This window comes from Halanaerobium sp. DL-01, assembly GCF_003338615.1.
Classification (GTDB): Bacteria; Bacillota; Halanaerobiia; order Halanaerobiales; family Halanaerobiaceae; genus QPJE01.
On the sequence record NZ_QPJN01000020.1, the window covers coordinates 20295 to 45062 of the forward strand.

The following is a 24768-nucleotide window of genomic DNA, read 5'->3' on the forward strand; positions in this document are numbered from 1 at the left end:
ATTGGATAAGAAGGAAGCCAAGAAAAAGATTTGTGAAACTATAGATGATAATTATGACAAAATAATAAACTATGCTAAAGATATTTGGGAGAATCCTGAATTAGGATTTAAAGAAGAAAGAACTTCAAAAAAACTTCAAGAGTTTTTTGATGATTTAGGCTTGACATATGAAAAAAATTTAGCTAAAACAGGAGTTAAAGCAAATCTTAAAGGTAAAGAAAGTAATATTAAAATTGGAATATTAGGAGAATTAGATGCAGTGATATGTAGGGATCATCCTGATTCTGATGTTGAAACAGGGGCAGTACATGCCTGTGGACATCACGCTCAACAAGCAGTAATGTTAGCTACAGCAATTGGGTTAATTGAATCTGGAATGATGAATGAACTTTATGGTGATGTATCCTTTATAGGAGTACCTGCTGAAGAATACATAGAATTGGAATATAGACAGCATTTAAAAGATGAAGGAGAGATTGAATTTTTTGGAGGAAAGCAAGAATTGATTCGTTTAGGTGTTTTTGATGATATAGATATGGCTGCAATGATTCATTTAAATGCAGAAACACCTGAACGAGTAATTAAACTTGCTCCAGGAACCAATGGTTTTTTAGGTAAAACAGTATGTTATAAAGGGAAAGAAGCACATGCTGGGGCAGCCCCACATCAAGGTATAAACGCTTTAAATGCTGCTATGCTTGGTCTTATGGGAATCAATGCTCAACGAGAAACATTTAAAGATGAGGATTATATTAGAGTTCATCCAATTATTACTAAAGGAGGTGATATGGTAAATAATGTTCCTTCTGAAGTAACAATTGAAAGTTATGTAAGAGGGAGAACAGTTAAAGCTATTAAAGAAGCTAATAAAAAAGTAAATATGGCTTTAGAAGGAGGTGCGCATTCTGTTGGAGCAGAAGTAAAAATCAATGAAATTCCAGGATATTTACCATTAAAATCTAATAAAAAACTTAATGATTTGTATAGTACTAATGCTAAAAATTTAGTAGGAGATAATAAGGTTGAATGGGAGAGTTTTTCATCGGCTTCATCAGATATGGGAGACATTAGTCAATTAATTCCTGCTATACATCCTTTTATAGGTGGAGTAGAAGGTAAAGCTCATTCTCGAAATTTTAAAGTAGTCGATGAAGAGATGGCATATGTTCTTCCGGGAAAAGTAATGGCTATGATGATAGTTGATTTGTTGTGGGATAATGCTGCTGAAGCTAAAAAAATAAAAAAAGAATATACACCAGTATATAAAAATAAAGAAGAATATATAAAAGAATGGAATGAAATAATTAATAAAGATTAAATATTTAAGTACTTTAAAAAGTGCAAAAGAAAAAAAAGACTGAAATTATATTTCCAGATAATTTAAAGCCTCATATGATGAGGCACACTAAAGCAATTTATCTGCTGGAAGCAGGAGTAAATCTAATCTATATCCGTGATTTTTTAGGACATACAAGCGTAACGACTACCGAACATTATGCAAAAGTTAATTCTCAACTAAAGAGAAAAGTTTTAGAAGCTGCATATATAGAAGTTGTCCCTGACGATATTCCTAACTGGATTGAAGATCAGGAATTATTGAGCTGGTTGCATAACTTCTGTAAGTAATTAATTATGGAAGGAAAACTGGATAAATTATTTAAAAAGATATCAAAAGCAGACCTAATAATTTGTGATGAATGGGGCTATATTCCTCTCGATAGAGAGGGATCCCAGCTCCTGTTCCAGATAATCTCAGACTGTTATGAGAAAAAGAGCCTGATAATCACTACTAATCTTGAATTTAGTAAGTGGGCTAATATTTTTTATGATGAGCAACTAAAGTTTTACTGACTAAATCCATGGCATAACTTAATGACTTTATAATGTCGTAAAATTATAATTCTCCTTCATATTATTCGCACCTTTCCTGATTTCTCACCATTTTAATAAAAACTTCAGATAAATATGGGTCAAACTGACTTCCAGCACAATTTTCTATCTCTTTTAAAGCTTCTTCTTTAGAAACAGCTTTGCTGTAAGAACTATCATGAGTCATTACATCATAGGCATCAATTATAGTAATTATCCTTGCCAGATATGGTATTTCTTCTTTTTCTAACCCATTTGGATAGCCTTCACCATTCCAGTATTCATGATGAGCTAATATATCATCGGCTACTTCAGCAAACACTTCTGATGATTTAGCAATTTTATAACCATATTCAGAATGCTTTTTGATAGCTTCCCATTCATTATCATTTAAGCTGCCTTTCTTCTTTAAAATATTTTCATCAATATTGATCTTACCAATATCATGCAGAGCTGCTAAAATAGAAAGCCTTTTTTGTTCTGTATTTGATAAATTCAATTTTTTGCTCAATTCAAAAGCCATTTTTGTCATTCTAAGCGAGTGCTCTTTTGTTTCATTACTTTTTTCATTTAGAATTTTAATTATCCCCTGAACAATATTACTTTTACTGCTGCGGCTTTCGGATAATTTGTTCTTATACATATTATCATCTGCCTTTTTTAATATTTCGTTTATATCCTGTTCTGGTTTTTCTTTTGTTGCACTACCCAGAGAAATAGAAATCAGGTCATTATTTGTGTTTTTACATTTTTCTTTTATTCTTTTAATAATTCTCTCTACAGCTTCTTTTGTGGTGTTTGGAAGCAGAACTGCAAACTCATCTCCACCATATCTAGCTAATATATCTTCTTCACGAAAAGATTCATTTAATATTTGGGCTGCTTGAATTAATATCTCATCTCCTTTTTTATGACCATAACTATCATTAATTATTTTAAGGCCATTAAAATCTGCAATAATAATACTTATTGGTAGTTGTCGTTTAGCATCCAATCTCTTTATTTCATTTTCAAAATATCTACGATTATACAAATCTGTTAACTCGTCATGAAAAGAAAAATATTTTAAATCTTTTTCAATTTCTTTTTCTCTACTGATATCATTAACAGCTATAATAATTTCTGATCCCTTTTTTTTAGATAAAATAATTGCAATTTTATATTTAAAAAAAACTTTTTTGCCCCAATTAGTAGTGTATTCAAGATCACCCTCAATTATATCTTCATTTTTGGATGATAAAAACTTATTATTCCAAATATCTTTGAATTTTTCAATATTATTTAAGTTTATTTCTTTTATCTTTTCTTTATCTGCAGCCCCGAATAACTTTACCATTTCCTTGTTTGCATCTAGTATATTTCCTTTTATATCACATCTTATTAGTCCAATTGGACATTCTTCAAATAAATTTTTATATTTTATTTTACTAATTTCCAGTTTTTTATTAGTTTTGTAATAACTAAACAAAAGTATTAAAATAATAAGAAAAGATATTAAAAATAAAGAGACAATAATTTTATTATCTGCTAAAAATTTTATTTTTTCTGTCCAGTAATAACTTGAAATTCCCAGATTGTTTTTTCTTTCTGGGGTCGGGGAAATAAAATATACCCATTTTGAGGGGTTAGTTGATTTTCTTCCAAATGAAACATCTGTCATTATTTGCGGAAATTTAACTTGATTTGCAATACTAACTCCATCAGGCTCTGTTAAAATAATTTTTTCACCACTGCTGCTTAATTTGAAATTAGTATGCAGTTTCCCTTCATTAGGTTCTTCATCTGCCCAAATTAATAAATATCCTCCCGGATGAATTATGTAATCTTTGTTTGGATCAAACTGCCAGCGAGTTAACTCGTCTTTCTTATCGGTAAGATAGTATCCTGATAAATTAATCTCTTCTTCCCCAATATTTTTTAGTTCCAGCCAATCATTAAAATCTGAATCTTCATCTTGAATAGTCTCCTGGTTTGATGACATTATTTCGTTAATAATAATATCTTGGGCTCCAGCTCTAAAGTTAATTAAAAAAATCGCTATTAAAATTATAAATACAATATCTTTATTTTTTAAATTCAATTATAAAACACTCCATTTTTTTATCAGTAATAAAGTTATTTACAAAATATTAGAAGGACACCTTAAATTCTATTTATTTTATTATTTTTAGCTGGTTGCCCATCCTAAAAGAAATGTTAAGCTCTTTTGACAACTCAACATGCTTAATTTATTTCCAAAAGCTGCTTGACATAATCAAATACTCCGCCATATTGACTTAGTATTTATTTAATACATAAAAAAACATTTTTCGACAAATTATTTCATAATAATCTTTTTCAATATTGTATTTAAATATCTTATAATGAGAAATTCTTCATTGAATTATCCATTACATCCTGGTTAACTCCAATATAATCTAAAGTTACACTGGGAGCAGAGTGGTTGAAAAGCTGCTGCAGCAAAGCTACATCCTTATGCTGCTTGTAGTGGTGGTAGCCAAAAGTTTTTCGTGTAGAATGACAGCCAATTGAATCCAGGCCAACTTTTTTTCCAGCTCTATTTAATATCCGATAAGCCTGGCTTCTGGAGAGGTGCTGATTTGTCCCGTTCCTGCTCTGGAATAAATATTCGTGGTCGGCCATATTTGCAATATATTTATCCAGTGCATTTCTCAAAACAGAATTAATAAAAAATTTTTTTGATTTCCCCGTTTTCTGTTCCTTCAAGATTATGTGAGTCTTATTTCTCACATCTTCAACTTTCAACTTTAGCATATCCCCAATTCTTAGTCCAGTATTGATGCCCAAAACAAAAAGCAGATAATTTCTGTAATTATCCTTCAGTAGTTCATTTTTAACTTCTTCTATTTTAGATTTAACTCGAATTGGTTCAACTTTATTCACTTTTTTTGCCTCCTTAAAATTTTGCTTATTAGATACATTATAGCCTATTAAGCATAAAAAGTAAATACAATAAGTTGTATTATCAGGTGATAAAAAAATAAAAAAGTGCTGAAATAGGCTTCAGATAAAGGATAGCAGTACTTACTGGCAATACACCTTAATTAGATTATGAAGAATTAAAAATCTTTCAATCTTTTATGTTAACTGGAAGAGATGTGGAAAATAGATTAGAAAGATTTAGTAATAATGATATTAAAGAAATGTTTAAAAGGTATTCGGATAAGCCTGATCATACATATAATGTTTTTAAGCTCGTTGAACAGATTTCCAAAAGTTTTTTTGTAGTAATTTAAATTGTGTCAACTAACTTGACATGTTTGCTTTCTTCCTTCAAAATAATAACTAGAAAGGAAGATAATTATTAGTAAAAATACTAAGCGCTCACCTCAAGAAAAAGAAGTCTGTACTGCTAAATTTTCTAAAAAATGTACAATTACACAAAGGGGTAAATTAAATTAAAATTATTAAAATACTAGGAGTGGTTTCTAAATGATAAAAGTTGATTCAGAAAAATGTATTGGCTGTACTAAATGTATTGATGACTGTTTAGCAAATGATATCATAATGGTTGAAGAAAGGGCCCAAATGAAAAACGAAAACTGCTTTAAGTGTGGACACTGTATTGCCATCTGTCCCGCAAATGCAGTTTCAACTTCTGAATATAATATGAGCGAAGTAAAAGAATATAATGAAGAAGAATTTTCAATACCTGCAGATAATCTACTCAATTTTATAAAATTTAGGAGGTCTATTAGACAATTTAAAGAAATAGATGTAGAGGAAAAGAAAATAATGAAAATTATAGAAGCAGGACGTTATACACCAACTGGCAGCAATCAGCAGGATGTCTCTTTTACCGTAGTGAAGGATAAAATAGATGAATTTAGAGAACTAATATTGAAAAATTTAAATGAAAAAGGCAGATCAATACTTAATAACCTGAACCCAGAGACGATGAAATTTAAAAAATATGCTGAAATGTGGATACAGATGTATCAAAATTATCAAAACGAATCTGTACATAATGACCGTTTATTTTTTAACGCTCCAATCGTAATTGTTATTTCAGCTAGCTCTAATATTAATGGTTCTTTGGCTGCTTCTAATATGGAATTAATGGCTAATGCTTTAGATTTAGGTGTTTTATTTAGTGGTTTTACTTTAAGAGGAGCTAAAAATAAAGAAGAAGTCAGAAAATTTCTCAGAATTAAAAATAATAAAGAAATAGTAACAGCCTTGGTTATTGGTTATCCGGATGTAAAATACTTTAGAACGGTTCCCCGTGAACAAGCTGATATTAGCTGGAAATAATTTTAGATTTATAAAATTATTGGAACAATAAATAATAAAAGATCCAGAGTGCTTTTTAATTAAGATTTTTTAAACTGATTAAACTTTTCAAGAATAAGGCTGGGTGATAACTGTGGAAAAAATAATGAGCGAAAACGGAGAGCTTAAGGCTAGAGTCTGGAGCAGGCAGCATAAAAATGTGCTTAAAATAATTAAAGAAAAAGGAGTTTATAGAGTAAAAGAAAGATATATAAGAAAAAAGCTAGATGACTGTGCTGATATTTATCTTAATGTATATAAATGGCTGCGTCATGAGGCTTCTAAAAGAATGAAAATTCCAGCAGAAGTTAAATATCCTATCTGGCTAAGTGTCGAGGAGGAACTTAAACTTCCTGCAGCTGAGGGTATGGTTTTTTTTGAGCTTGAAATACCCAAAGATCAAATAATGATCTTTGATATGTTGAAATGGGATTATATTGTTAATTATCTATATTTACCAAAAGATAGGGATGATAGAAGAAGATTTAAGGAAAAACTTAAAAAGTACAATATTAATGTTGAATCAGATATTTATTTACAGAATTTTTATCCAAGATTAAAAAAAGAAATGACTTCAAGTTGGAAAAGACTATTTGACCCAAATATAGAGCTTTCAGATCAAAAAGTTGCAATAAGTTGGGAGCTAAAAGAGGAATGGGTGGTTGATTATGAGTACAAAAGTTAAACTTTGGACTCAGCAGAGCAAAAAAGTCAAAGATTTATTATTTAAAGAGAAAAGGCTGACGGTTAAGAAAAGATATATTAAGCGGAAGTATGGTTCAGAGGCTGAAATATTTTTGAAAGCATATGACTTTTTTGTTAGTGAAGCTAAAAAGATAGTTCAAAAACCTGAAGATGCTGAATATCCATTTTGGGCTGCAGCTGACCCAAAGTCTGTACTGAATGGTGGGGGAGGTTTTTTAATTAAACTGCAGGTGCCTAAAGAAAAAATAATATTTTTTGATAAAAAAAAATGGAATAAAATTTTAAATCTCAGTTATATTGCAGATGATCAAAAAGATTTAGAAGAGCATCAGAAAGCTTTAAAAAAGTGGGGAATAACTGATGATTCAGAAGTTATGCTTTCTCCATACTATCCAGTTTTGAAAAATAAGATTAGACAGAGCTGGCAGAAGCTCTTTGAGTCTGAAAATGATGGGTTTAACTCTGCAAAAAGGGGAGCGGCTGTCTGGGTTCTGTGTTCAGAATGGGTTGAAAAAGTTATAAAAAATTAAATAAAATTTATTGGGGAAAAATGAAATTACTTGTTATTAATAGTGGTAGCCCAACTTTAAAGTAATAGCTGTTTAATATGGAAACAGAGAGTGTGCTGATTAAAGGTTTAATTTACCACTTATGATACTGATGAAAAAAGGAATAAGTTCTTCAACGAGCTGCCAAGGAGACTGCTTGGACAATGCAGGAGCATAAAGCTTTTTCACTATAAAACAGAATTAATTTATCAAAAAGATCACAAAATAAGTAAAACTATCTAAATATCTAAAATAAGTGTCTAATTTAATGGGGGAAGCTCATAACTTACTACCGATTGTAAAAGCTATAAATGCTAGAGCCATTTGGGTTATATAACTCATATTTGCTAGAATAAAGGTATAAAGATTTCTCAAATCTACGCCTACATAAGGAAAAAGTTTTACTATATCCGGACTCAATAAAATACCAAGAAATACATAGCCTACAACCTCATGTATATGGTATTTTTTTGAAAGTAATACTGTCAAAAATGCGAAAAATAAAAATGCTGTAATTAAATATATTTCTTTATCAGCAATATTATTTGCAATAATCCACTGTTCCAGCTCATATATCGTCATATTTAAAACTGAATTGTCATTCATGTTTTTTTATTCCTCTCTTTTAAACTTTTGTCCTTAAGTATATAATGGAGCAGATGTAACAATTCAATATATTATCTTAAATATTCCTTGCCATTCATCACAAAAAGAAGCGATTCCACGCTGTCGAGCATTATATTAGCAGTTTTTTTCACGTCATTAGTATATATTTTTCTAGTAGCTTTTCTTTTGATAATAATTATAGGGGGGTAAAAAGCAAATGCCTAAAACTTATGATGCTGATGAGGAAATGGAAATTGGTCTTCGAGTTCTTAAAGGCGAAAAAATATTATAAAAAGAGGGGTAATATAATGAAAATTGTAAGATTTCAAAATAACAACAAAAAATTTTACGGCAAATTAGTAGATGATTATGTTTATAAAATTGAAGGGAACATTTTTGATGACGATTATAGTATTAATGATAAATTTAGCAAAGAAGAAGTTGAATTTTTAGCTCCAATAAATCCGCCTAATATTATTGGTATTGGTTTAAATTATAAAAAACATGCAAAAGAACTAAATGAAAAACTCCCAGAAAAGCCTCTAATTTTTTTAAAGGCTACTACAAGTATTATAGGGGATGGAGAGAAGATAGTTCTTCCCAGTATAGCTCCAAATAAAACAGATTATGAAGGTGAATTAGCGGTAGTTATTGGGAAAGAGGCTAAAGATATTTCTGTTAATGAAGTTAATGAATATATATTTGGTTATGCTTGTGCCAATGATATAACTGCAAGAGATTGTCAGTTTGAAATTGATTCACAGTGGGCTCGCAGTAAATCTTTTGATACATTTGGTCCGCTTGGTCCCTGGATAGAAACTGAGTTGACTGATCCTAATAATTGTGAAATAAAAACTATATTAAATAACCAAATTGTGCAAGATTCTAATACATCTAACATGATATTTAATATTCAAGAATTAGTTAGTTATTGTTCGAAAAACTTTACCCTAAATCCAGGAACTGTAATTTTAACAGGCACTCCAAAAGGGGTAGGATATAATAAGAAACCTCCAATATTTCTAAAATCTGGAGATAAAATAGAAGTAGAGATAGAAAATATAGGAAGAATAACAAATATAGTGAAGTAACAATAGTGAAATTAGATTTTTAAAAAGTGAAAGAAACTGATCTAGCCTGTCTTCTTTTGGTTAAACTTTAATATGATTTGCAAAATACAGAATCACATTAAAATCCAATTATTTATGCAGAAAATTTAATTCCTGACTGATTGCATAATTAAATGCACGGTTTGAATTAGACATAAAAATAGGATATAATTAAAAAAGCAAAATATGAGTCTTCAATTCTTAAAAACTAAGGTATAAATTATGATTATAAGATCAATAGGTCTGTTGGGAAACTAATTTACTTCCTGGCTGGGAAAGAAGACATTTAATCCTATCTCTTTATTTTTATTTAACATCGGATTTTTATTTTTTTTAATCTTCTTTTCTTTAAGATTCAAAAAACTCAAAAGGGGCTTTTAATAAAATGAAGAAGGTATTAGCGGTTTTATTGGTTTTGTCTTTTAGTCTTGTTTTTGCAGGTAATAATGTTATGGCTGAGGAAGTTTCTGGTGAAATAATTATTTTTCATGCCGGATCATTGAGTATTCCTTTTCTTGACATGGAAAAAGCTTTTGAAGATAAATATCCTGCAGCAAATATTGTAAGAGAATCAGCTGGGAGCAGAACAACAGCCAGAAAAGTAACTGATTTAGGCAGACAGGCTGATATTGTTGCCTCAGCTGATTATACAGTTATTGAAAGTTTAATGATGCCTGATTATGCTGATTGGTATCTAAATTTTGCTACAAATGAGCTGGTTATTATGTATAATGAGCTTTCTAAGTATAAGGATGAAATTAATAGTGAAAATTGGTATAAAATTTTACTCCGAGATGATGTAGAATATGGTCATTCTGATCCAGATGCAGATCCTGCTGGTTATAGAAGTCAGCTGGTCTGGAAACTTGCTGAATTACATTACGGTGAAGAAAATCTTTATAATAAGTTGAGAAAAAACTGCCCACCTAAAAATACAAGACCTAAATCAGCTGATTTACTTGCTTTATTGGAAACAGGAGAGCTGGACTATATATTTATTTATCGTTCAGTTGCGAAACAGCATGAAGCTCCTTTTGTAATTCTTTCAGATAAAATAAATCTCAGAACAAATAAATATGCTGATTTTTATGCAAAAGCCAGTTTTGAAGTTTCCGGTAAGGAACCTGGAGAAACAATAACTAAAACCGGTAAACCAATGGTTTATGGGCTGACCATTCCGCACAATCCCCCTAATAGAGAAGGTGCAGTTGCCTTTATTAAATTTTTGGCCGGTCCAGAAGGTCAAAAAATAATGGAGAAAAATGGTCAGCCAGCTATCAATCCACCTGTAGTAAATGATATGAAAGCAATTCCAGAGAATTTAAAACCGCTTGTTGAGGAAGAATAAATATGATTAAGAAATCCCTTTTTAATTTTGTAATTACAATATTATCTTTAATATTAATATTTTTTGTGATTGCGCCCATTTTTAAATTAATTGCTGGAAGTAGTGTAAATATGCTTTTAGATACTGTAAAAGAAAGGGAAGTATATAGTACAATTTTGAGAACTTTTAAAGCATCCCTATTTGCTACTGTAGTTTCAATTTTTTTAGCAGTACCCCTGGCTTATTTTTTAGCCAGGATTAATTTTCCAGGGAAGGTTTTTATTGAGGGAATAATGAACCTTCCAGTTATCATTCCTCATCCTGCTGCTGGTATAGCTTTACTTACTGTATTTGGTAATAGATTTTTTCTTGGGAAGTTTTTTAGTAATTTTGGATTGAGCTTTGTTGGCGAATTTGCAGGTATTGTTATTGCTATGATGTTTGTTAGTATGCCTTTTCTTTTAAATGATGCAGTCGAGGGTTTTAGAGCTATAGATCCCCGACTTGAAAGAGCTGCCAGAAGTCTTGGCGCTTCACCTGCTCAGACTTTTTTTAAAATTGCCCTACCACTTAATTTAAGTCATATTATTTCTGGTTCTCTTATGATGTGGGCCAGAGGATTATCTGAATTTGGAGCAGTAGTTATTTTAGCCTATCATCCAATGAGTGCTTCAGTGTTGATTTATGAAAGATTCACCTCATTTGGTTTAAAATATTCGCAGCCAATTTCTGCTATAATGGTTTTAGCAAGTTTAATAATTTTTGTTGTTCTTCGACTTGTTAATACCAAAATGAGTTCTATTGAAGATAGGACTGAGGGATAAAATGCTGAAATTAGAAAATATAAAAAAAGAATATGATGATTTTAAGATGGAAAATATTAATTTAGAGATTGAGAGTGGAGAATATTTTGTTATTTTGGGACCTACCGGGACAGGTAAAACTATTATTCTGGAAATAATAGCAGGTTTGATAAAAGAAGATAAAGGGTCCATATTTTTTAAAGATGAAAATATAACAAATTATTCACCAGAAGAAAGAAAAATAGGAATGGTATATCAGGATTATATGCTTTTTCCCCATCTTAATGTTAAAAACAATATAATTTTTGGGTTAAAAATTTCTAATAAATATAGTAAAAATGAAATAGAGAATAAATTGCAGGAGATGCTGGATCTCTTCGATATAGAAAATCTTTTATATAGGGATGTAAATACTCTAAGTGGAGGAGAAAAACAGAGGGTAGCCCTGGCCAGAGCGTTAATAACCTCCCCTGATGTATTACTATTAGATGAACCTTTAAGTGCAGTTGACCCCGTTACTGGAGAAAAATTAATAAATGAATTGAAAAAAATTCATAATAAACTGGGGACAACTACCATTCATGTAACTCATGATTTTGTTGAAGCTCTTGCTTTGGCAGACAGAATAGCAGTTATGAATAATGGTAAAATTGAACAAAAAGGTGAAGCTGAAGAAATTTTTCAGAAACCTGCCTCAAAATTTGTTGCAGAATTTGTTGGAACTAAAAATATTTATGAGGCAAAAGCTACTGATGCAGAGAATGAAGTATTAATTAAGGGAAAGAGTGAAGATATTAAAATAACAATAATTGATAATATTAATGATAAAACAAATTTGACAATTAGACCTGAAGACATAATAATTTCTACTGGAACTTTTTCCTCATCAGCCTGCAATTCATTTAAAGGAAAAATTAAAATGATAAAAGATAGGCTTAATTATCTGGAGGTAATAGTAGATATAGGGGTAGATGTTGCTGTTCATATTACCAGACAGTCACTTAAAGAATTTGATTTAAAAAAAGAAAAAGAAGTTTATTTAACATTTAAAGCATCGGCTGTCCATGTTTATTAAATTAAAATCTGTGATTTCCAGTTTTGCTTTTTATGTGAACCTCTCCACCTAAAGCAAAAAAGGATTTAGGTGGAGTTTCATTTTTTAGGTCAGGGAAATATGTAATTGAATTAAATAGAAGGGATTTTAACACTTAACGAGAAATTAGTAATAGTAATCAATACGGGAAAATTATTTAATGTCTAAATTAACAGATCAGGATTGAATCATAGAAGGAGGATTTTAAATGATTAAAAAAGATTATAACAAAAAAATCCCAGTAAAAATTCAGGATAAATGGCAGAACATTGTAAATATATTAGTTAGAACAGCAGGCAGTACAGATGCTTTGATAACAAGGTTTGAACCTCCTTTTCTTGATGTTTTTAAAGCAGGTGATAATATTGAGAATATCTTCAAAGAGGGCATGAGAACTAAACTATCAGGTCATTATTGTGAGGCAGTTATTAAAAATGAGAAGAAAGTAATGATTGTCAATGCTTTAGAAAACAGCAAGTGGAAAGATTCAATTGATGCTCAGGCTGGAATAAATGCATATTTAGGCTATCCTTTAAAATGGGCTGATGGTAAAATTTTTGGTACACTGTGTATTTATGACAAAAAAACACATCATTTTTCTGAAAACACACAGGAAATTATGCTGCAGTTTAAAGAATTAATAGAATCTCACCTTGAAATAATTGATAAAAATATTGAAATAAAAAGAGCTAATGAAATAATAAAAAAGAAAAATGATAAATATGATGATACAGTTAATAAAGCACCAATAGGCATTTTTGAAACCACTTCTAACGGTAAAGTGATTTCTATTAATAAAACCATGGCAGAAATTATTGGATTTTCCAGTATAGATGATACTCTAAAACATTATAATGACTTAAAAAAAGACCTTTATTTAAATCAAAAGCGAAGAGAAGAATTTATAAAAATATTAAATAAAAATGGTGAAGTTAAAAATTTTGAATATCAAGCGATAGGAAAAAATGAAATTCATAAATGGATTAGTATGAATGCTCGAAAAAGCAGAATAAAAGAAGATGGTACTTACGTAATTGAAGGCTTTGCTTTTGATGTTACTGAAAGAAAGAAAAGAGAAGAACAAATTAGAGAACAAAAAGAAGAACTTTCTGCTGCTTTTGAACAGTTAACTGCCTATAATGAAGAAGTTATAGCTATGAACGAGGAATTAGAACAGTCTTTTGAAGAAATAAATTTACTCAACCAGAGATTTGTTAATATGATTGAGCTTGTATCTAATATGGAAGACAAAACCCTACTCAGTGAAAAAGAATTTTTTGCTGATTTATTAAAAAGTGCAGTAGAGATAATTCCAGAAGCTGACTATGGGAAAATCTGTATAATAAACAGGCAGGACAAATGTAAATTTGTAGATGCAGTTGGCCATGATATTAAAATTTTAGAAAAAATAACTTTTGACCATGAACTGTTAATTGATGAGGGAAATAAATCTGTAAATAATACTAAAAATTATTTTTTTGATATAGATAGGATGGAATTAGATAAAAAAGAAAGCTTATTGAAAGCATTAAAACCAATTAAAGATTCTCTCTATATAAATATTGTAATAGAAGGTCAGATAGTTGGTCGGATAGGGCTTGATATTAAAAAAGAAAGCAGTAGAAACTTTAGTGAGACTAGTAAAAAAGTATTAAAATCTTTTTCAAGTCTGGCTTCTTCCTTTTTTGCCTTTAAGAGATTTGATAATTTACAGACTAATTTTACAAAAGAACTTATAACTTCAATTATTAAAATTATGGAAATGTATGACCTCTATACTAAGGGGCATTCTGAAAATGTAGCAAAAATAGCAGCCGCTATAGCTAAGGAGATGAATCTTTCCAAACAAACAATTAGAAACACCTACTGGGCAGGATTAGTTCATGATATAGGAAAATTACTTATACCACTCGATATTATAAATAAAACAGAAAAATTAACTGACCAGGAATATGAATTGATCAAAAAACATCCTGTTTGGGGAAGTAAAGCATTGAGCAGTTCTGAAATATTAAAACCGATTGCCAAATATCTGCTGCACCATCATGAAAGATGGGATGGTAGGGGCTATCCTGAAGGGTTAAAGGAAAATGAGATTCCTTTGATTTCTCAAATTTTAGGAGTAGCAGATGCCTGGGATGCAATGTTATCTAAAAGAGCATACCGAAATTCTTTAAGCTTTGAAAAAGCACTGATGGAGATAAAAAGAAATAGAGGCAGCCAGTTTTCACCTCAGGTGGCAGATACCTTTATCAGGATTATCGAAGATGATGAAATTAACCAGCTTGAAGTGAAAGTTTTAAATAATGAGATTAACAATTCTAAAAACAGAAATTATATTTTAACAAGAAAAGAAGAATATGAAAAATTATTTGAAAAATCTGAAGAAGGGATCGTAATTGTTGATCATAGTTTTTCTATTATCAAAGCTAACAATTATTTTCTTGACATGTTTGGCTATGATCGGAAAAAAATAATAGGAGAAAATATCAAAAAGATTGTTCCTGAAGATAAAACTAAAGAAACTGATAATTATATCCACAGATTAATTCAGGGTGAAGATATTAACTCAGAAACTGTCAGAAAAAAAGAAAATGGCGAACTGATTAATGTTTCAATCCAGGCTTTTCCGATTAATTTAAATGGTAGTAATATGGGATATTATATTATCTACCGAGATATTAATGAACTTAAAGAAACCAAAAGGAAATATGAGAATATAAAAGGTAGATATAAAGCACTCTTTGAAAATGATAACACAATTATGTTGATTATTGATCCTGATAATGGTGAGATAGTTGATGCTAATCCTGCAGCTGTAAATTTTTATGGCTGGAGTAAGGATAAACTCACTTCAATGAAAATATCAGATATAAATGTCTTAAATAAAGAAGAGGTAAAAAAAGAAATGGAAGAGGCAAGGAATAAAAACAAAAACTATTTTAATTTTAAGCATCGAACAGTTAATGAAGAAGCTAAGGATGTAGAGGTCTATAGTCAGCCAATACCTTTTGAGGAGAAAGAATATTTGTATTCTATTATACATGAAAAAAAATAAAAAATATTGGAGGATTGGTGATAAAATAGGGGTGATAAAATTTGAAAGAAATAGTTATTATCGAAGACACTAGATTACATCAGCAAAAAATAAAAGATGTAGTTTTAGAACTTGGATATAAAGTTGCTGCTATTTTTAGTTGTGGCGAAAAAGCAGTTGATTATATTTTAAAAGAAAATAATAGACCTGACCTAATAATTATTGATATTATATTAGAAGGGAAGATGAACGGCTATCAAGTGGCTGAAAAAATCAGTTCCGAAGGTAATATCCCCTTTATATTTCTGTCTGGCAGATCAGCTGAAATTAAAGATTTTAAAGCTTCAGTCTATTTAAATAAACCATTTAATAATGAAGAGCTAAAAAACAATATAGAACTTGCCCTCTATAAGCACGATATTTATCAGAAAATGCTTAAGAGTAATGAAGAAAAGGAAATGATACTTGATACAGTCGATACTCAAATCTGGTATCTAAAAGATTCAGTAACTTATGGTAGGGTTAATAAGGCTCACGCTGATTTTATAGGTCTGGATAAATCTGAGATAGAGAATAAAAACATAAAGAAATTTTTTGACCCAGATGAAGTTGAAGCTTATAAACTGGGAAACCAAAAGGTATTTAAAGAAAAAAAGAAAATACAAACTGAAAAATGGCTGAAAAATGCAGAGGGGGAAAAAAGATTACTTGCAGTAACTAAAAATCCAAAATTAAATAAAAAAGGGGAAGTAGAATATGTAGTCTGTTCAGCTAGGGATATTACAAAAGATAAAAAAACTGAAAAAATAATTAAAGATCTCCATAAAATAGCTGTTAACTTCACAAAATTAGAAACGGAAAAAGAAATATGTCAGGCTGCTGTTGAAGCAGCAGAAAATCTCCTGGATTTTAATCTCTGCAATATTCTTATAGTTAAAGAGGATAAATTTGTAACTTTAGCTTCATCAAGTGATTTTGAACAGGAAAGAATTTCAATTTCCCAAAAAAGCATAGCCGCTAAAACCTATAATCTAACTAAAAGTTTCATTATTGATGACCTTCAAAATAATCCTGAGGCTGTTAAAATTAAAAACATTTATAAATCAGCAATAAGTATTCCCATAGATAATTACGGTGTTTTCCAGGTTACTGCACCAGAAAAAAATGCTTTTAATGAAAATGATTTAGAACTGGCAGAAATTTTAACCTCACATGTTACAGCTGTTCTGGATAGGGTATATGCTCAGCAAGAAATAAAAGAACAGAAAAAATTTCTGTCAACTATTTTAGAAGTTCAGAGTGGACTGGTTTTACTGCTTGATTGTCAGGGGAAAATTGTTCGTTTCAACAATGCCTGTGAAAAACTAACCGGTTATGCAGAAAAAGAAGTAAAAGGAAAAACGATCTGGGATCTATTTATAAAAAATGATAAAAAAAAAGAAGTTAAAAAAGTTTTTAATCAGTTAAAAAATAGAGACTACCCAAATGAATATGAAAATTACTTGCTGACTAAAAAAGGAGAAGAAAGATTGATTTCCTGGTCTAATAATGTTATTTTAGATGAGCAGGGTCAAATAAAATATATCGTAGCAACAGGAATCGATATTACTGAAAGGAAAAAGCAGGAGGAAGAATTAAAAAATCAAAAAGTATATTTTGAACAGCTTTTTAATAATTCTACTGAGGCAATAGTTCTTCTGGATAACAAACATAGAGTAATAAAAATAAATAAAAAATTCGAATCTTTATTTGGATTCAAAGAGTCAGAAATTATAAATAAAAATCTTGATAATTTTATTTTACCTGATAAGCTATTTGAAACCGGGGTCGGATATACTAAAAAAGTTAAACAGGGCGAAAAAGTTGAAGCTGAAAGTATTAGAAAAACAAAAAATGGAGATAAAATCCATGTTTTTCTGCAGGGCTTTCCAATTAGATTAGCAAATGGTCAGGTAGGTATTTATGCCTTATATAAGGATATAACGGAAAGTAAAGAAAGGCAAAAAAAGATAGAATATCTTTCTTTTCATGATGAAATGACAGGTCTTTATAACAGAAGATATTTTGAAAATGAGTTAAAACGCCTGGAATCTTCAAGAAAATATCCAATAACAATTGTGATCGGTGATCTTGATGGGCTAAAATTTATTAATGATACTTATGGTCATAAAAAGGGTGATGAGTATATAATTAATGCTGCAGATATTTTGAAATCGACAGCTAGAGCTGAAGATGTAATTGCTCGCATAGGAGGAGATGAATTCGCTGTAATTTTACCAAATACTAATCATAATGAAGCAGGAAAATTCTGTCAGCGAATACAAAAAAATATTACTGAATTTAATGAAAAGCAGAAAACAGCAAAAAAATTATCTATATCATTAGGTTTTGAAGTATTGAATGATAAAAATCAGAATTTAGATAAGGTTTTTAATAAAGCTGACCAGAAGATGTATGTAAATAAAGGAAGAAAATATAATAAAACGAGTTATTGAATTTATGATAAATCAGGAAAGGTGCGAGTAGTATGAAGGAGAATTATAATTTTTACAACATTATAAAATCATTAAGCTATGCCATGGATTTAGTCAGTAAAACTTTAGTTGGTCATCATAAAAGAACAGCTTATGTAAGCTATAGATTTGGTTTAAAGTTAGGTTTAGACACAAAAGAAATGAAAAAATTAATTACAGCTTCTTTAATTCATGATCTAGGTATATTTTATTTAGATCAGCAATACCAGGATTTAAAATTTGATAACGAAAGCAATTATCATGCTGAAGTAGGATATAAACTGCTTGAGCAAAACTCTTTTGACCCCGAATTTGCTGATATTATTAAATATCATCACCATGGTTATCCTAATAATCCGAATCAATTGAGCAGTATTATCCATTTTGCGGATCGAATGGTTGTTTTAATTTTAGATGATAAATCAATTTTAAATCAGGTTGACCATATAAAAAAAGTTATTGAGAATAATAAAGAAAGATTTTGTCCTGAGTGTTTTAAAATATTTTCAGAACTAATAGAAAATGAAGCATTTTGCCTTGATATAGTTTCTGAGGAAGTGATAAGCAAAACGCTGGATAATTTTTTTGAAGATATTGACTGGGAGATAGATCTGGATGAATTAATCAATGTATCTAAATTAATCAGTCATATTACAGACTTTCGCAGTCCTTTTACTGCTGCACATTCTCAGGGGATTGCTGCAGTAGCTCCTGTATTAGCAGAAAAGTATAATTACAGCAGAAGCGAATGTAAAGAAATTAAGGCTGCAGCTTACCTGCATGATATTGGAAAATTAATAGTACCAACTGAAATCTTGAATAAAAAAGGAAAACCAACAAAGGAAGAATGGAATATTTTAAAGAGCCATACATATTATACGTATCAGGCACTATCTACCAGTCCTAAACTAAATAAAATTAGAAATATAGCAGCTTATCACCACGAAAAGTTGGATGGTACTGGATATCCTTTTCAAATTGATGAGAAAAAACTCAGCTTAAGTGAAAGAATTATGGCGGTGGCAGATATTTTTACAGCAATAACTGAAGATAGACCTTACAGAAAGGGTATGAAAAAAATCAAGTTGAAAAGATTTTGATAGAAATGAGTGTCAGCAATAAAATTGATAAAGATATCGTGCAAACTCTTTTAGAAAATTATAATGAGATTAATCAATTAAGAATAGAAAGACAAAAGAGTGCCAGTGGTTATTATCAAGATTTTAGAGAAAAAATTAATAAAAATCAGTCTGATGTTTCTTCTTTCTTTCAAATATAATTTTATCGGCTTTGCCGTCTTGCCGTCATGTTCTATCCTTGTTTTTTTAGTCAATAAGTATTATTACTGGACTTTCCCCATTTTTTATATACTGCTGCAAAAAGGGGAGATGCAGGAAAATTTCGTTGATGACTAAAGCCCCCTTTTTGCAGCTTGAAAATAAATTTTGGGGAAACTTCTAGTATTATTATATTATATGAGTCGTTAAACAGATAAATTAAAACTATTAGATTTGACGTAACGATAACACAATAGGGAGGAAAAAAATGAAAGTTTTACTAGGACCTAAAGAAATTACTAAATCGATGATTGAAGTCGGAAAGAAAAAAGTCAGCAGAAATAATGTGCAAATGTTAATACTGGGAATACTTGCTGGTGCATTTATTGCAGTAGGGGCTTTTACAGCCAATGTAGTTAGTCATAATATTGATAATTATGGGTTGTTTAAGTTTATTCAGGGGGCGGTTTTCCCTGTTGGTTTAATTCTAGTACTTGTAGCAGGGGCTGACTTATTTACAGGTAATACACTCATATTTTTAGCTGTTCTTGATAAAAAAGTCACAATTAAAGAATTATTAAATAACTGGGTTTTAATATATATTGGTAATTTTATTGGTTCAATAATCTTTGTTTACTTAATTTATTATTCAGGTTTATTCAATACTTCGGCAGGTGAACTTGGTGCATTACATGTCAAAATTGCAGCTTCAAAAGTAAATTTAAATTTTATGCAGATTTTTATTAGAGCTATTTTGGCAAATTTTCTCGTCTGTCTTGCCGTATGGATGAGTGTGGGGGCACAGGATATGATGGGCAAGGTTGCTGCCTGCTGGTTTCCAATTATGGCTTTTGTAGCCAGTGGATTTGAACATAGTATTGCCAATATGTATTATATTCCAGCCGGAATTCTTGCCAAAGCAGAATTTGCTCAAAATACAGCTATTTCTGTCTCACAACTTGCTAATTTAAATTTGAGAGGTTTATTTTATAATCTGCTGCCTGCTACACTGGGGAATATAATTGGTGGAGGAATTCTAATCAGCCTTGCTTACTGGAAAATTTTTAGAGGTTATAGAAGTTAGGCACTAGAAAACCTGACGCGCTTGCCCCGTGGAGCGTCAATCTTCAGAAAAAAGTGAAAATAAAGAGCTATTTACTAATAAATCAAGTTGACTGAAAATAATTTTGAGAAATGGGGAAAGCTTTTATAAAATAAAAGTAAAAATAAAAAAATTAGCTTAGATTATAAGAGTTTTTAACATTAAAATTAGACAGCAAATATATACTACATTATATAATCTTGAGGTAATTTAAAATTATTGTTCAAAAATTCAGTTTGAAAAATATTTTTAGATAGTTTATAGAGTTCTAACTGTGAGTCAAAAGGATTTTCGCTTTTTATTTTTATATATTTACCATTTTCTTTGAGCAGATATGCTTTTTTGTTATCTTTTAAAATTGTACATAAAATATTGATTATTTTATTTTTCTTTTCTTTTTTTTCCACTGGAAAAGCAATTTCAACTCTACGGTCGAAGTTTCTAGGTCTCCAGTCTGCACTAGATAAAAATACATATGGATCATTATTATTGCTGAAGTAAAAAATTCTACTATGTTCTAATAATTTTCCAATAATACTAATAACTCTTATATTATCACTTAATCCTTTCACCCCTGGTCTCAAGCAGCAGATACCTCTAACAATTAAATCTATTTTTACTCCAGCCTGTGAAGCCTGATATAATTTTTTAATTATTTCAGTATCTATAAGTGCATTCATTTTTGCTATTATTCTGGAAGATAAATTGTTTTTTGCGTTTTTAATTTCATTATCAATTAATTTTAGTAAGTTTTCTCTTAAATCAAGAGGTGCAACAGAAATAAGTTTCCAGTGGGGAGGTTTAGAATAACCTGTCAGCAAATTAAAAAGAGCAGAAACATCACTTGCAAAGGATTCTTTGGAAGTCATAAAACCTATATCAGTATATAATTTAGCAGTTTTGTCATTATAATTTCCAGTACTTAAGTGGACATAACGCTTGATACCTTCATTTTCCAATCTTACTATTAATAAAGCTTTAACATGGACTTTTAGTCCCTTTATTCCATATATGACGTGACAGCCTGCTTCCTCTAATTTTTTGGCCCACTCAATATTTTTTTCTTCATCAAATCTAGCTTTTAATTCTACCAGCACAGTGACCTGTTTGCCATTTTCTGCAGCTTTGATTAAATGCTCAATAAGTGGAGAATTACCGCTAATTCTGTATAATGTTTGTTTTATAGCTAAAACTCCTGGATCTCTAGAAGCATTTTTAACTAGATCAATTACATAATCAAATTGTTCAAAAGGATGGTGGAGTATTATATCTTCTTCTTTGAGAGTTTTAAATAAATCTTTTGAATTATATAAAATCGGATGTGGCTGTGGTATTAATTTTTTAAACTTTAAATGTTCATGGTTTTTTAATAAATCAGAAAAATTCATAAAAGAACCGATGTTAACTGGTTCTGGTACATTATAAATATCTTTATCATCTAAATTCAGCTTATCTTTTAGGAAGTTAAGCATATAATCATTACATTTTGAATTTATTTCAAGACGGACAGCAAATCCCCAGCGCCTTCTTTTAATATATCTTTCCATTTCATTGAGTAAATTTTCGCTTTCTTCATCTAATAACACTTCAGCATTTCTTGTTATACGGAATGTACAGACTTCAATAATTTTATTGCCGCTAAAAATTTTTTTAATATTATTTTTTATTATATCTTCCAGAAGAACAAAAATAATATCATTTTCTGGGGTAGTTAATTTAAAAAACCTCTTTAAATTTGCTGGAACTTCTACCACTGAAAAGATTTTTTGATCTTCAATATGGGAAAAAGCACTTTTTTCTTTGTCCTTTTCAATCATAACCCCAAGATTTAAGCTTTTATTTGAGATTAATGGGAATGGGTGGCTGGTATCTATTGCTACAGGTGTTAAAACGGGAAAAATAATTTCATCAAAATATTTATCCAGGTGAGCTTTTTGTTTTTTATTTAAATTTTTGTACTTTTTAAAATATATTTTTTCAGACTCAAGTTCTTTGAGTGTTTTTTGTAAATAATTGTATTTATTATTATAAAGATCATGCACAATGTCTGCTATTTTATTAAATAGTTCTCTTGGTAAATAGCCGGATTTATCCATCTCATTATAACCGGATTCAATGTCATATTTTAGTCTTGCAACTCTGACCATAAAAAATTCATCGAGATTTGTTGAAGTTATTGCTAGAAATTTAAGTTTTTCCAGAAGTGGTGTTTCTGGAACATTTGCTTCTTCTAGAACTCTAATATTAAACTTTAACCAGCTTATCAATTTATTTAAATAAAAATTTGAATTGTCAAGATTCATTTAAAACTACCTCTTTATATATTTGTATTTTTTATTTAAAATAGCATCAAATTCAAACACTTCTTTAAATAATTTGGATTTATTGTCAAATGTCCATTTCTCTAACAGAATATCTTTTTCTGTATTAACTGTTAATTCTAGTTTATTATTATTTAAAGAAATTTCAATTTTAGAAAAAGGTTCTTCATGACTTTTATCTAAAGAATCGGAAATTTTCATAATTACATCATTAGAATCGATATAAATTATCGCTGCTCTTTTTATCATTTTAATCATCCTACTTTAAATTTATGTTAAATTTTTCAAAACAGCTTTACTGTGGCTTAATTTTAACATATGATTATGAAGAATAATAGTGTTGTGATCAAAAATTAATGTAAAATTTACATAAAGTTTATTTATCAAAAGGAGAGTTGACAATGAATAAATTAGCAATTGTTGATATAGGTTCCAATTCAATAAAGATGATTTTAGTTGACTATAGGGAGGATAATTCTTTTAGAATTATAGATGAATTAAAAGAAACTGTGAGATTGGGAGAAGGAATGTATAAAAATAACTATTTAAAAGAAGATAGAATAAATAAAGCTTTACAGACTCTTACTTTATTTAAGAATCTATGTGATGCTGTAGAGGTTGATAAAATTATTACAGTGGCTACAGCTGCAGTAAGGGCAGCTGTAAATCGGAAGAAATTTCTTGATCGGGTTTACAAACAAACTGGTCTTGAAGTAAGAGTTCTTTCTGGTAAAGAAGAAGCGTATTATGATTATATGGGGGTATCTAATAGTTTTGACCAAAATTCAGCGTTGATTATGGATGTTGGTGGTGGTAGTGTAGAGCTTATCCTGATGGAAGAAAGGAAAATAAAGGAAAGTATTAGCCTTTCTTTTGGTGCATTGACTATTACAGAAAAATTTGCCTTATATGAAGAAAATAAGTATGATAAAGAAATAGAAAAATATCTTTATGAGCAATTTTCTAAATTAGATTGGCTTCAGGAAATTAATTCTATACCTTTAATTGGAGTGGGCGGCACTATAAGAAATATAGCTAAAATATGGCAGCGAGAAACTAACTATCCACTTGATCTGCTCCATTATTACAGTATGGAGAAAGAAAATGTAACTTCAGTTTATGAGAAAGTATCAAGTAAAAATATTGAAGAAAGAAAAAATATAGATGGTTTATCCAAAAAAAGAGCAGATATTTTTATAGGTGCAAGTGCCCTTGTAAATTATTTGATGAGTTATACAGGTATTGAAGATTTGATAATTAGTGGAAAAGGAATTAGAGAAGGACTGGTATATGACTATTTAATTGAAGGTGAAGGTATTATAGAGGATGTACTTGATTACTCTATAAGAAATTTGCTGCATAATTTTGATATGAATGAAGCTCATGCAGCTAAGATTTATAAATTAAGTAAAAGTATTTTTGATCAATTAAAGACAAGTTTCTCTTTTAAAACAGATGAATTTTCAGGAAGAATAGATAGAATTTTAAAAACTGCCTCACTGCTGCATGATGTTGGAACAAATATTAATTATTATGATCATCATGAACATTCATTTTATGTTATTTTAAATGCTGATTTATATGGTTTAAATCATAGGGAACATCTTTTAGCAGCATATATCTCTGCTTCTCACAGGCACAATAAATACAGCCTGCATAAATATAACTTGAACCGCAAAAATTTTAAGGATATTATAAATCTTAAAGGTGAGGATAAGGAACTGATAAGGAAAGCGGGCATTATTTTAGAAATTGCTGAAAGCCTTGATCTGAATAGAAAGGGACTTGTAGAGAAAGTAGAAATTAATATTAACGAAGATTCAATCATATTCAATGTATTTTCTGAATATGATCTACAGCTAGAGATTGAAGATGCATTTGAAGCTGCTGGTGGGTTTGAAACATTATTTAGTAAAATGATTGAATTTAAATTACTTGATTCTTAAATTTTTAAAATATTGAATCTAAATTAGAAAATAATTTACTGCAGGATTTGAAATTGTTATTTGCTTTTTAAACAAATTATAGAAAGGCCTACATTAGGGTGGGTTTTTCTTTTTTCTGTTCAGAGTGATAGAAGTTATAGTCTGCTAGCAAACCTCGTGGGCTTGCCCCGAGAAAATAGCAGACGGTTTTGAATTTCAATTATTATGTTTAGCTAATAA

The 24768-nt window shown here is 29.8% G+C and carries 21 protein-coding genes, 1 pseudogene and 1 riboswitch; of the genes and pseudogenes, 17 read left to right on the forward strand and 5 right to left on the reverse strand.

Going from position 1 to position 24768, the window contains the following annotated elements; translation table 11 throughout:
* The first annotated feature begins 1 nt into the window (after position 1).
* The 3 genes and pseudogenes from DER71_RS07905 to DER71_RS07915 all read left to right on the forward strand — a co-directional run.
* Positions 2–1318, forward strand: a complete 1317-nt coding sequence (locus DER71_RS07905; protein WP_114474507.1) for an amidohydrolase — start codon at positions 2–4, stop codon at positions 1316–1318.
* A gap of 20 nt (positions 1319–1338) precedes the next feature.
* A complete protein-coding gene (locus DER71_RS07910) occupies positions 1339–1626 on the forward strand; it encodes a tyrosine-type recombinase/integrase (RefSeq protein WP_114474508.1) in 288 nt (95 codons plus the stop codon).
* Between the two features lie 12 nt (positions 1627–1638).
* Positions 1639–1851 (forward strand): annotated as a pseudogene (locus tag DER71_RS07915) (ATP-binding protein); the annotation flags it as partial.
* A 61-nt stretch (positions 1852–1912) separates the two neighbouring features.
* Here DER71_RS07915 and DER71_RS07920 read toward each other — a convergent pair.
* Both DER71_RS07920 and DER71_RS07925 read right to left on the reverse strand, forming a co-directional pair.
* On the reverse strand, positions 1913–3949 hold the full coding sequence (locus DER71_RS07920) for a diguanylate cyclase domain-containing protein (RefSeq protein WP_114474509.1): 2037 nt from the start codon (positions 3947–3949) through the stop codon (positions 1913–1915).
* A 278-nt stretch (positions 3950–4227) separates the two neighbouring features.
* Positions 4228–4773: a site-specific integrase gene (locus DER71_RS07925; RefSeq protein WP_114474510.1), complete on the reverse strand. Its 546-nt coding sequence runs from the start codon at positions 4771–4773 to the stop codon at positions 4228–4230.
* A 215-nt stretch (positions 4774–4988) separates the two neighbouring features.
* On the opposite strand from DER71_RS07925, the gene DER71_RS11965 reads away from it, so the two are divergent.
* The 4 genes from DER71_RS11965 to DER71_RS07940 all read left to right on the forward strand — a co-directional run bounded on the left by DER71_RS11965 (position 4989) and on the right by DER71_RS07940 (position 7397).
* Complete coding sequence (locus DER71_RS11965) at positions 4989–5126, forward strand: hypothetical protein (protein WP_233487389.1); 138 nt, start codon at positions 4989–4991, stop codon at positions 5124–5126.
* Positions 5127–5322: 196 nt separating this feature from the next.
* On the forward strand, positions 5323–6144 hold the full coding sequence (locus tag DER71_RS07930) for a nitroreductase family protein (protein ID WP_114474511.1): 822 nt from the start codon (positions 5323–5325) through the stop codon (positions 6142–6144).
* A gap of 112 nt (positions 6145–6256) precedes the next feature.
* Positions 6257–6847, forward strand: coding sequence for a DUF3841 domain-containing protein (locus DER71_RS07935; protein ID WP_114474512.1), 591 nt, complete (start codon positions 6257–6259; stop codon positions 6845–6847).
* Complete coding sequence (locus DER71_RS07940; RefSeq protein ID WP_114458285.1) at positions 6831–7397, forward strand: DUF3841 domain-containing protein; 567 nt, start codon at positions 6831–6833, stop codon at positions 7395–7397. The genes DER71_RS07935 and DER71_RS07940 overlap by 17 nt, the downstream gene beginning before the upstream one ends.
* Positions 7398–7694: 297 nt before the next feature.
* On the opposite strand, the gene DER71_RS07945 is transcribed toward DER71_RS07940, so the two are convergent.
* A complete protein-coding gene (locus DER71_RS07945; protein WP_114474513.1) occupies positions 7695–8021 on the reverse strand; it encodes a hypothetical protein in 327 nt (108 codons plus the stop codon).
* Positions 8022–8329: 308 nt separating this feature from the next.
* On the opposite strand from DER71_RS07945, the gene DER71_RS07950 reads away from it, so the two are divergent.
* The 9 genes from DER71_RS07950 to DER71_RS07990 all read left to right on the forward strand — a co-directional run bounded on the left by DER71_RS07950 (position 8330) and on the right by DER71_RS07990 (position 20264).
* Complete coding sequence (locus DER71_RS07950) at positions 8330–9112, forward strand: fumarylacetoacetate hydrolase family protein (protein ID WP_114474514.1); 783 nt, start codon at positions 8330–8332, stop codon at positions 9110–9112.
* Between the two features lie 198 nt (positions 9113–9310).
* A riboswitch (molybdenum cofactor riboswitch) is annotated at positions 9311–9428 on the forward strand.
* A gap of 87 nt (positions 9429–9515) precedes the next feature.
* Positions 9516–10478, forward strand: coding sequence for a tungstate ABC transporter substrate-binding protein WtpA (gene wtpA / locus DER71_RS07955; protein ID WP_114458282.1), 963 nt, complete (start codon positions 9516–9518; stop codon positions 10476–10478).
* 2 nt (positions 10479–10480) lie between these two features.
* Positions 10481–11281: an ABC transporter permease gene (locus DER71_RS07960; RefSeq protein WP_114474515.1), complete on the forward strand. Its 801-nt coding sequence runs from the start codon at positions 10481–10483 to the stop codon at positions 11279–11281.
* A 1-nt stretch (position 11282) separates the two neighbouring features.
* Positions 11283–12335, forward strand: coding sequence for an ABC transporter ATP-binding protein (locus DER71_RS07965; protein ID WP_114474516.1), 1053 nt, complete (start codon positions 11283–11285; stop codon positions 12333–12335).
* A 226-nt stretch (positions 12336–12561) separates the two neighbouring features.
* A complete protein-coding gene (locus tag DER71_RS07970; protein ID WP_114474517.1) occupies positions 12562–15411 on the forward strand; it encodes a PAS domain S-box protein in 2850 nt (949 codons plus the stop codon).
* Between the two features lie 41 nt (positions 15412–15452).
* Positions 15453–17885, forward strand: coding sequence for a PAS domain S-box protein (locus DER71_RS07975; protein ID WP_114474518.1), 2433 nt, complete (start codon positions 15453–15455; stop codon positions 17883–17885).
* 32 nt (positions 17886–17917) lie between these two features.
* Entirely contained in the window at positions 17918–19003 is a 1086-nt protein-coding gene (locus DER71_RS07980; RefSeq protein ID WP_114474519.1) for an HD domain-containing phosphohydrolase, read from the forward strand.
* A complete protein-coding gene (locus DER71_RS07985; RefSeq protein ID WP_114474520.1) occupies positions 19000–19182 on the forward strand; it encodes a hypothetical protein in 183 nt (60 codons plus the stop codon). Before DER71_RS07980 ends, DER71_RS07985 begins: the two co-directional genes overlap by 4 nt.
* A gap of 266 nt (positions 19183–19448) precedes the next feature.
* The gene (locus DER71_RS07990) at positions 19449–20264 is read left to right on the forward strand and encodes a formate/nitrite transporter family protein (RefSeq protein ID WP_114458276.1); all 816 of its coding nucleotides are present in this window, start codon (positions 19449–19451) and stop codon (positions 20262–20264) included.
* 203 nt (positions 20265–20467) lie between these two features.
* Here the strand turns inward: DER71_RS07990 and ppk1 are convergent, their stop codons facing one another.
* Positions 20468–22585, reverse strand: coding sequence for a polyphosphate kinase 1 (gene ppk1 / locus DER71_RS07995; protein ID WP_114458275.1), 2118 nt, complete (start codon positions 22583–22585; stop codon positions 20468–20470).
* Between the two features lie 6 nt (positions 22586–22591).
* Positions 22592–22852 (reverse strand): hypothetical protein, encoded by a 261-nt coding sequence (locus DER71_RS08000; RefSeq protein ID WP_114458274.1) that lies wholly within the window; start codon positions 22850–22852, stop codon positions 22592–22594.
* Positions 22853–23004: 152 nt separating this feature from the next.
* Here DER71_RS08000 and ppx point away from each other — a divergent pair, with 152 nt between their 5' ends.
* Positions 23005–24549, forward strand: a complete 1545-nt coding sequence (ppx, locus tag DER71_RS08005; RefSeq protein ID WP_114458273.1) for an exopolyphosphatase — start codon at positions 23005–23007, stop codon at positions 24547–24549.
* Positions 24550–24768 lie beyond the last annotated feature (219 nt).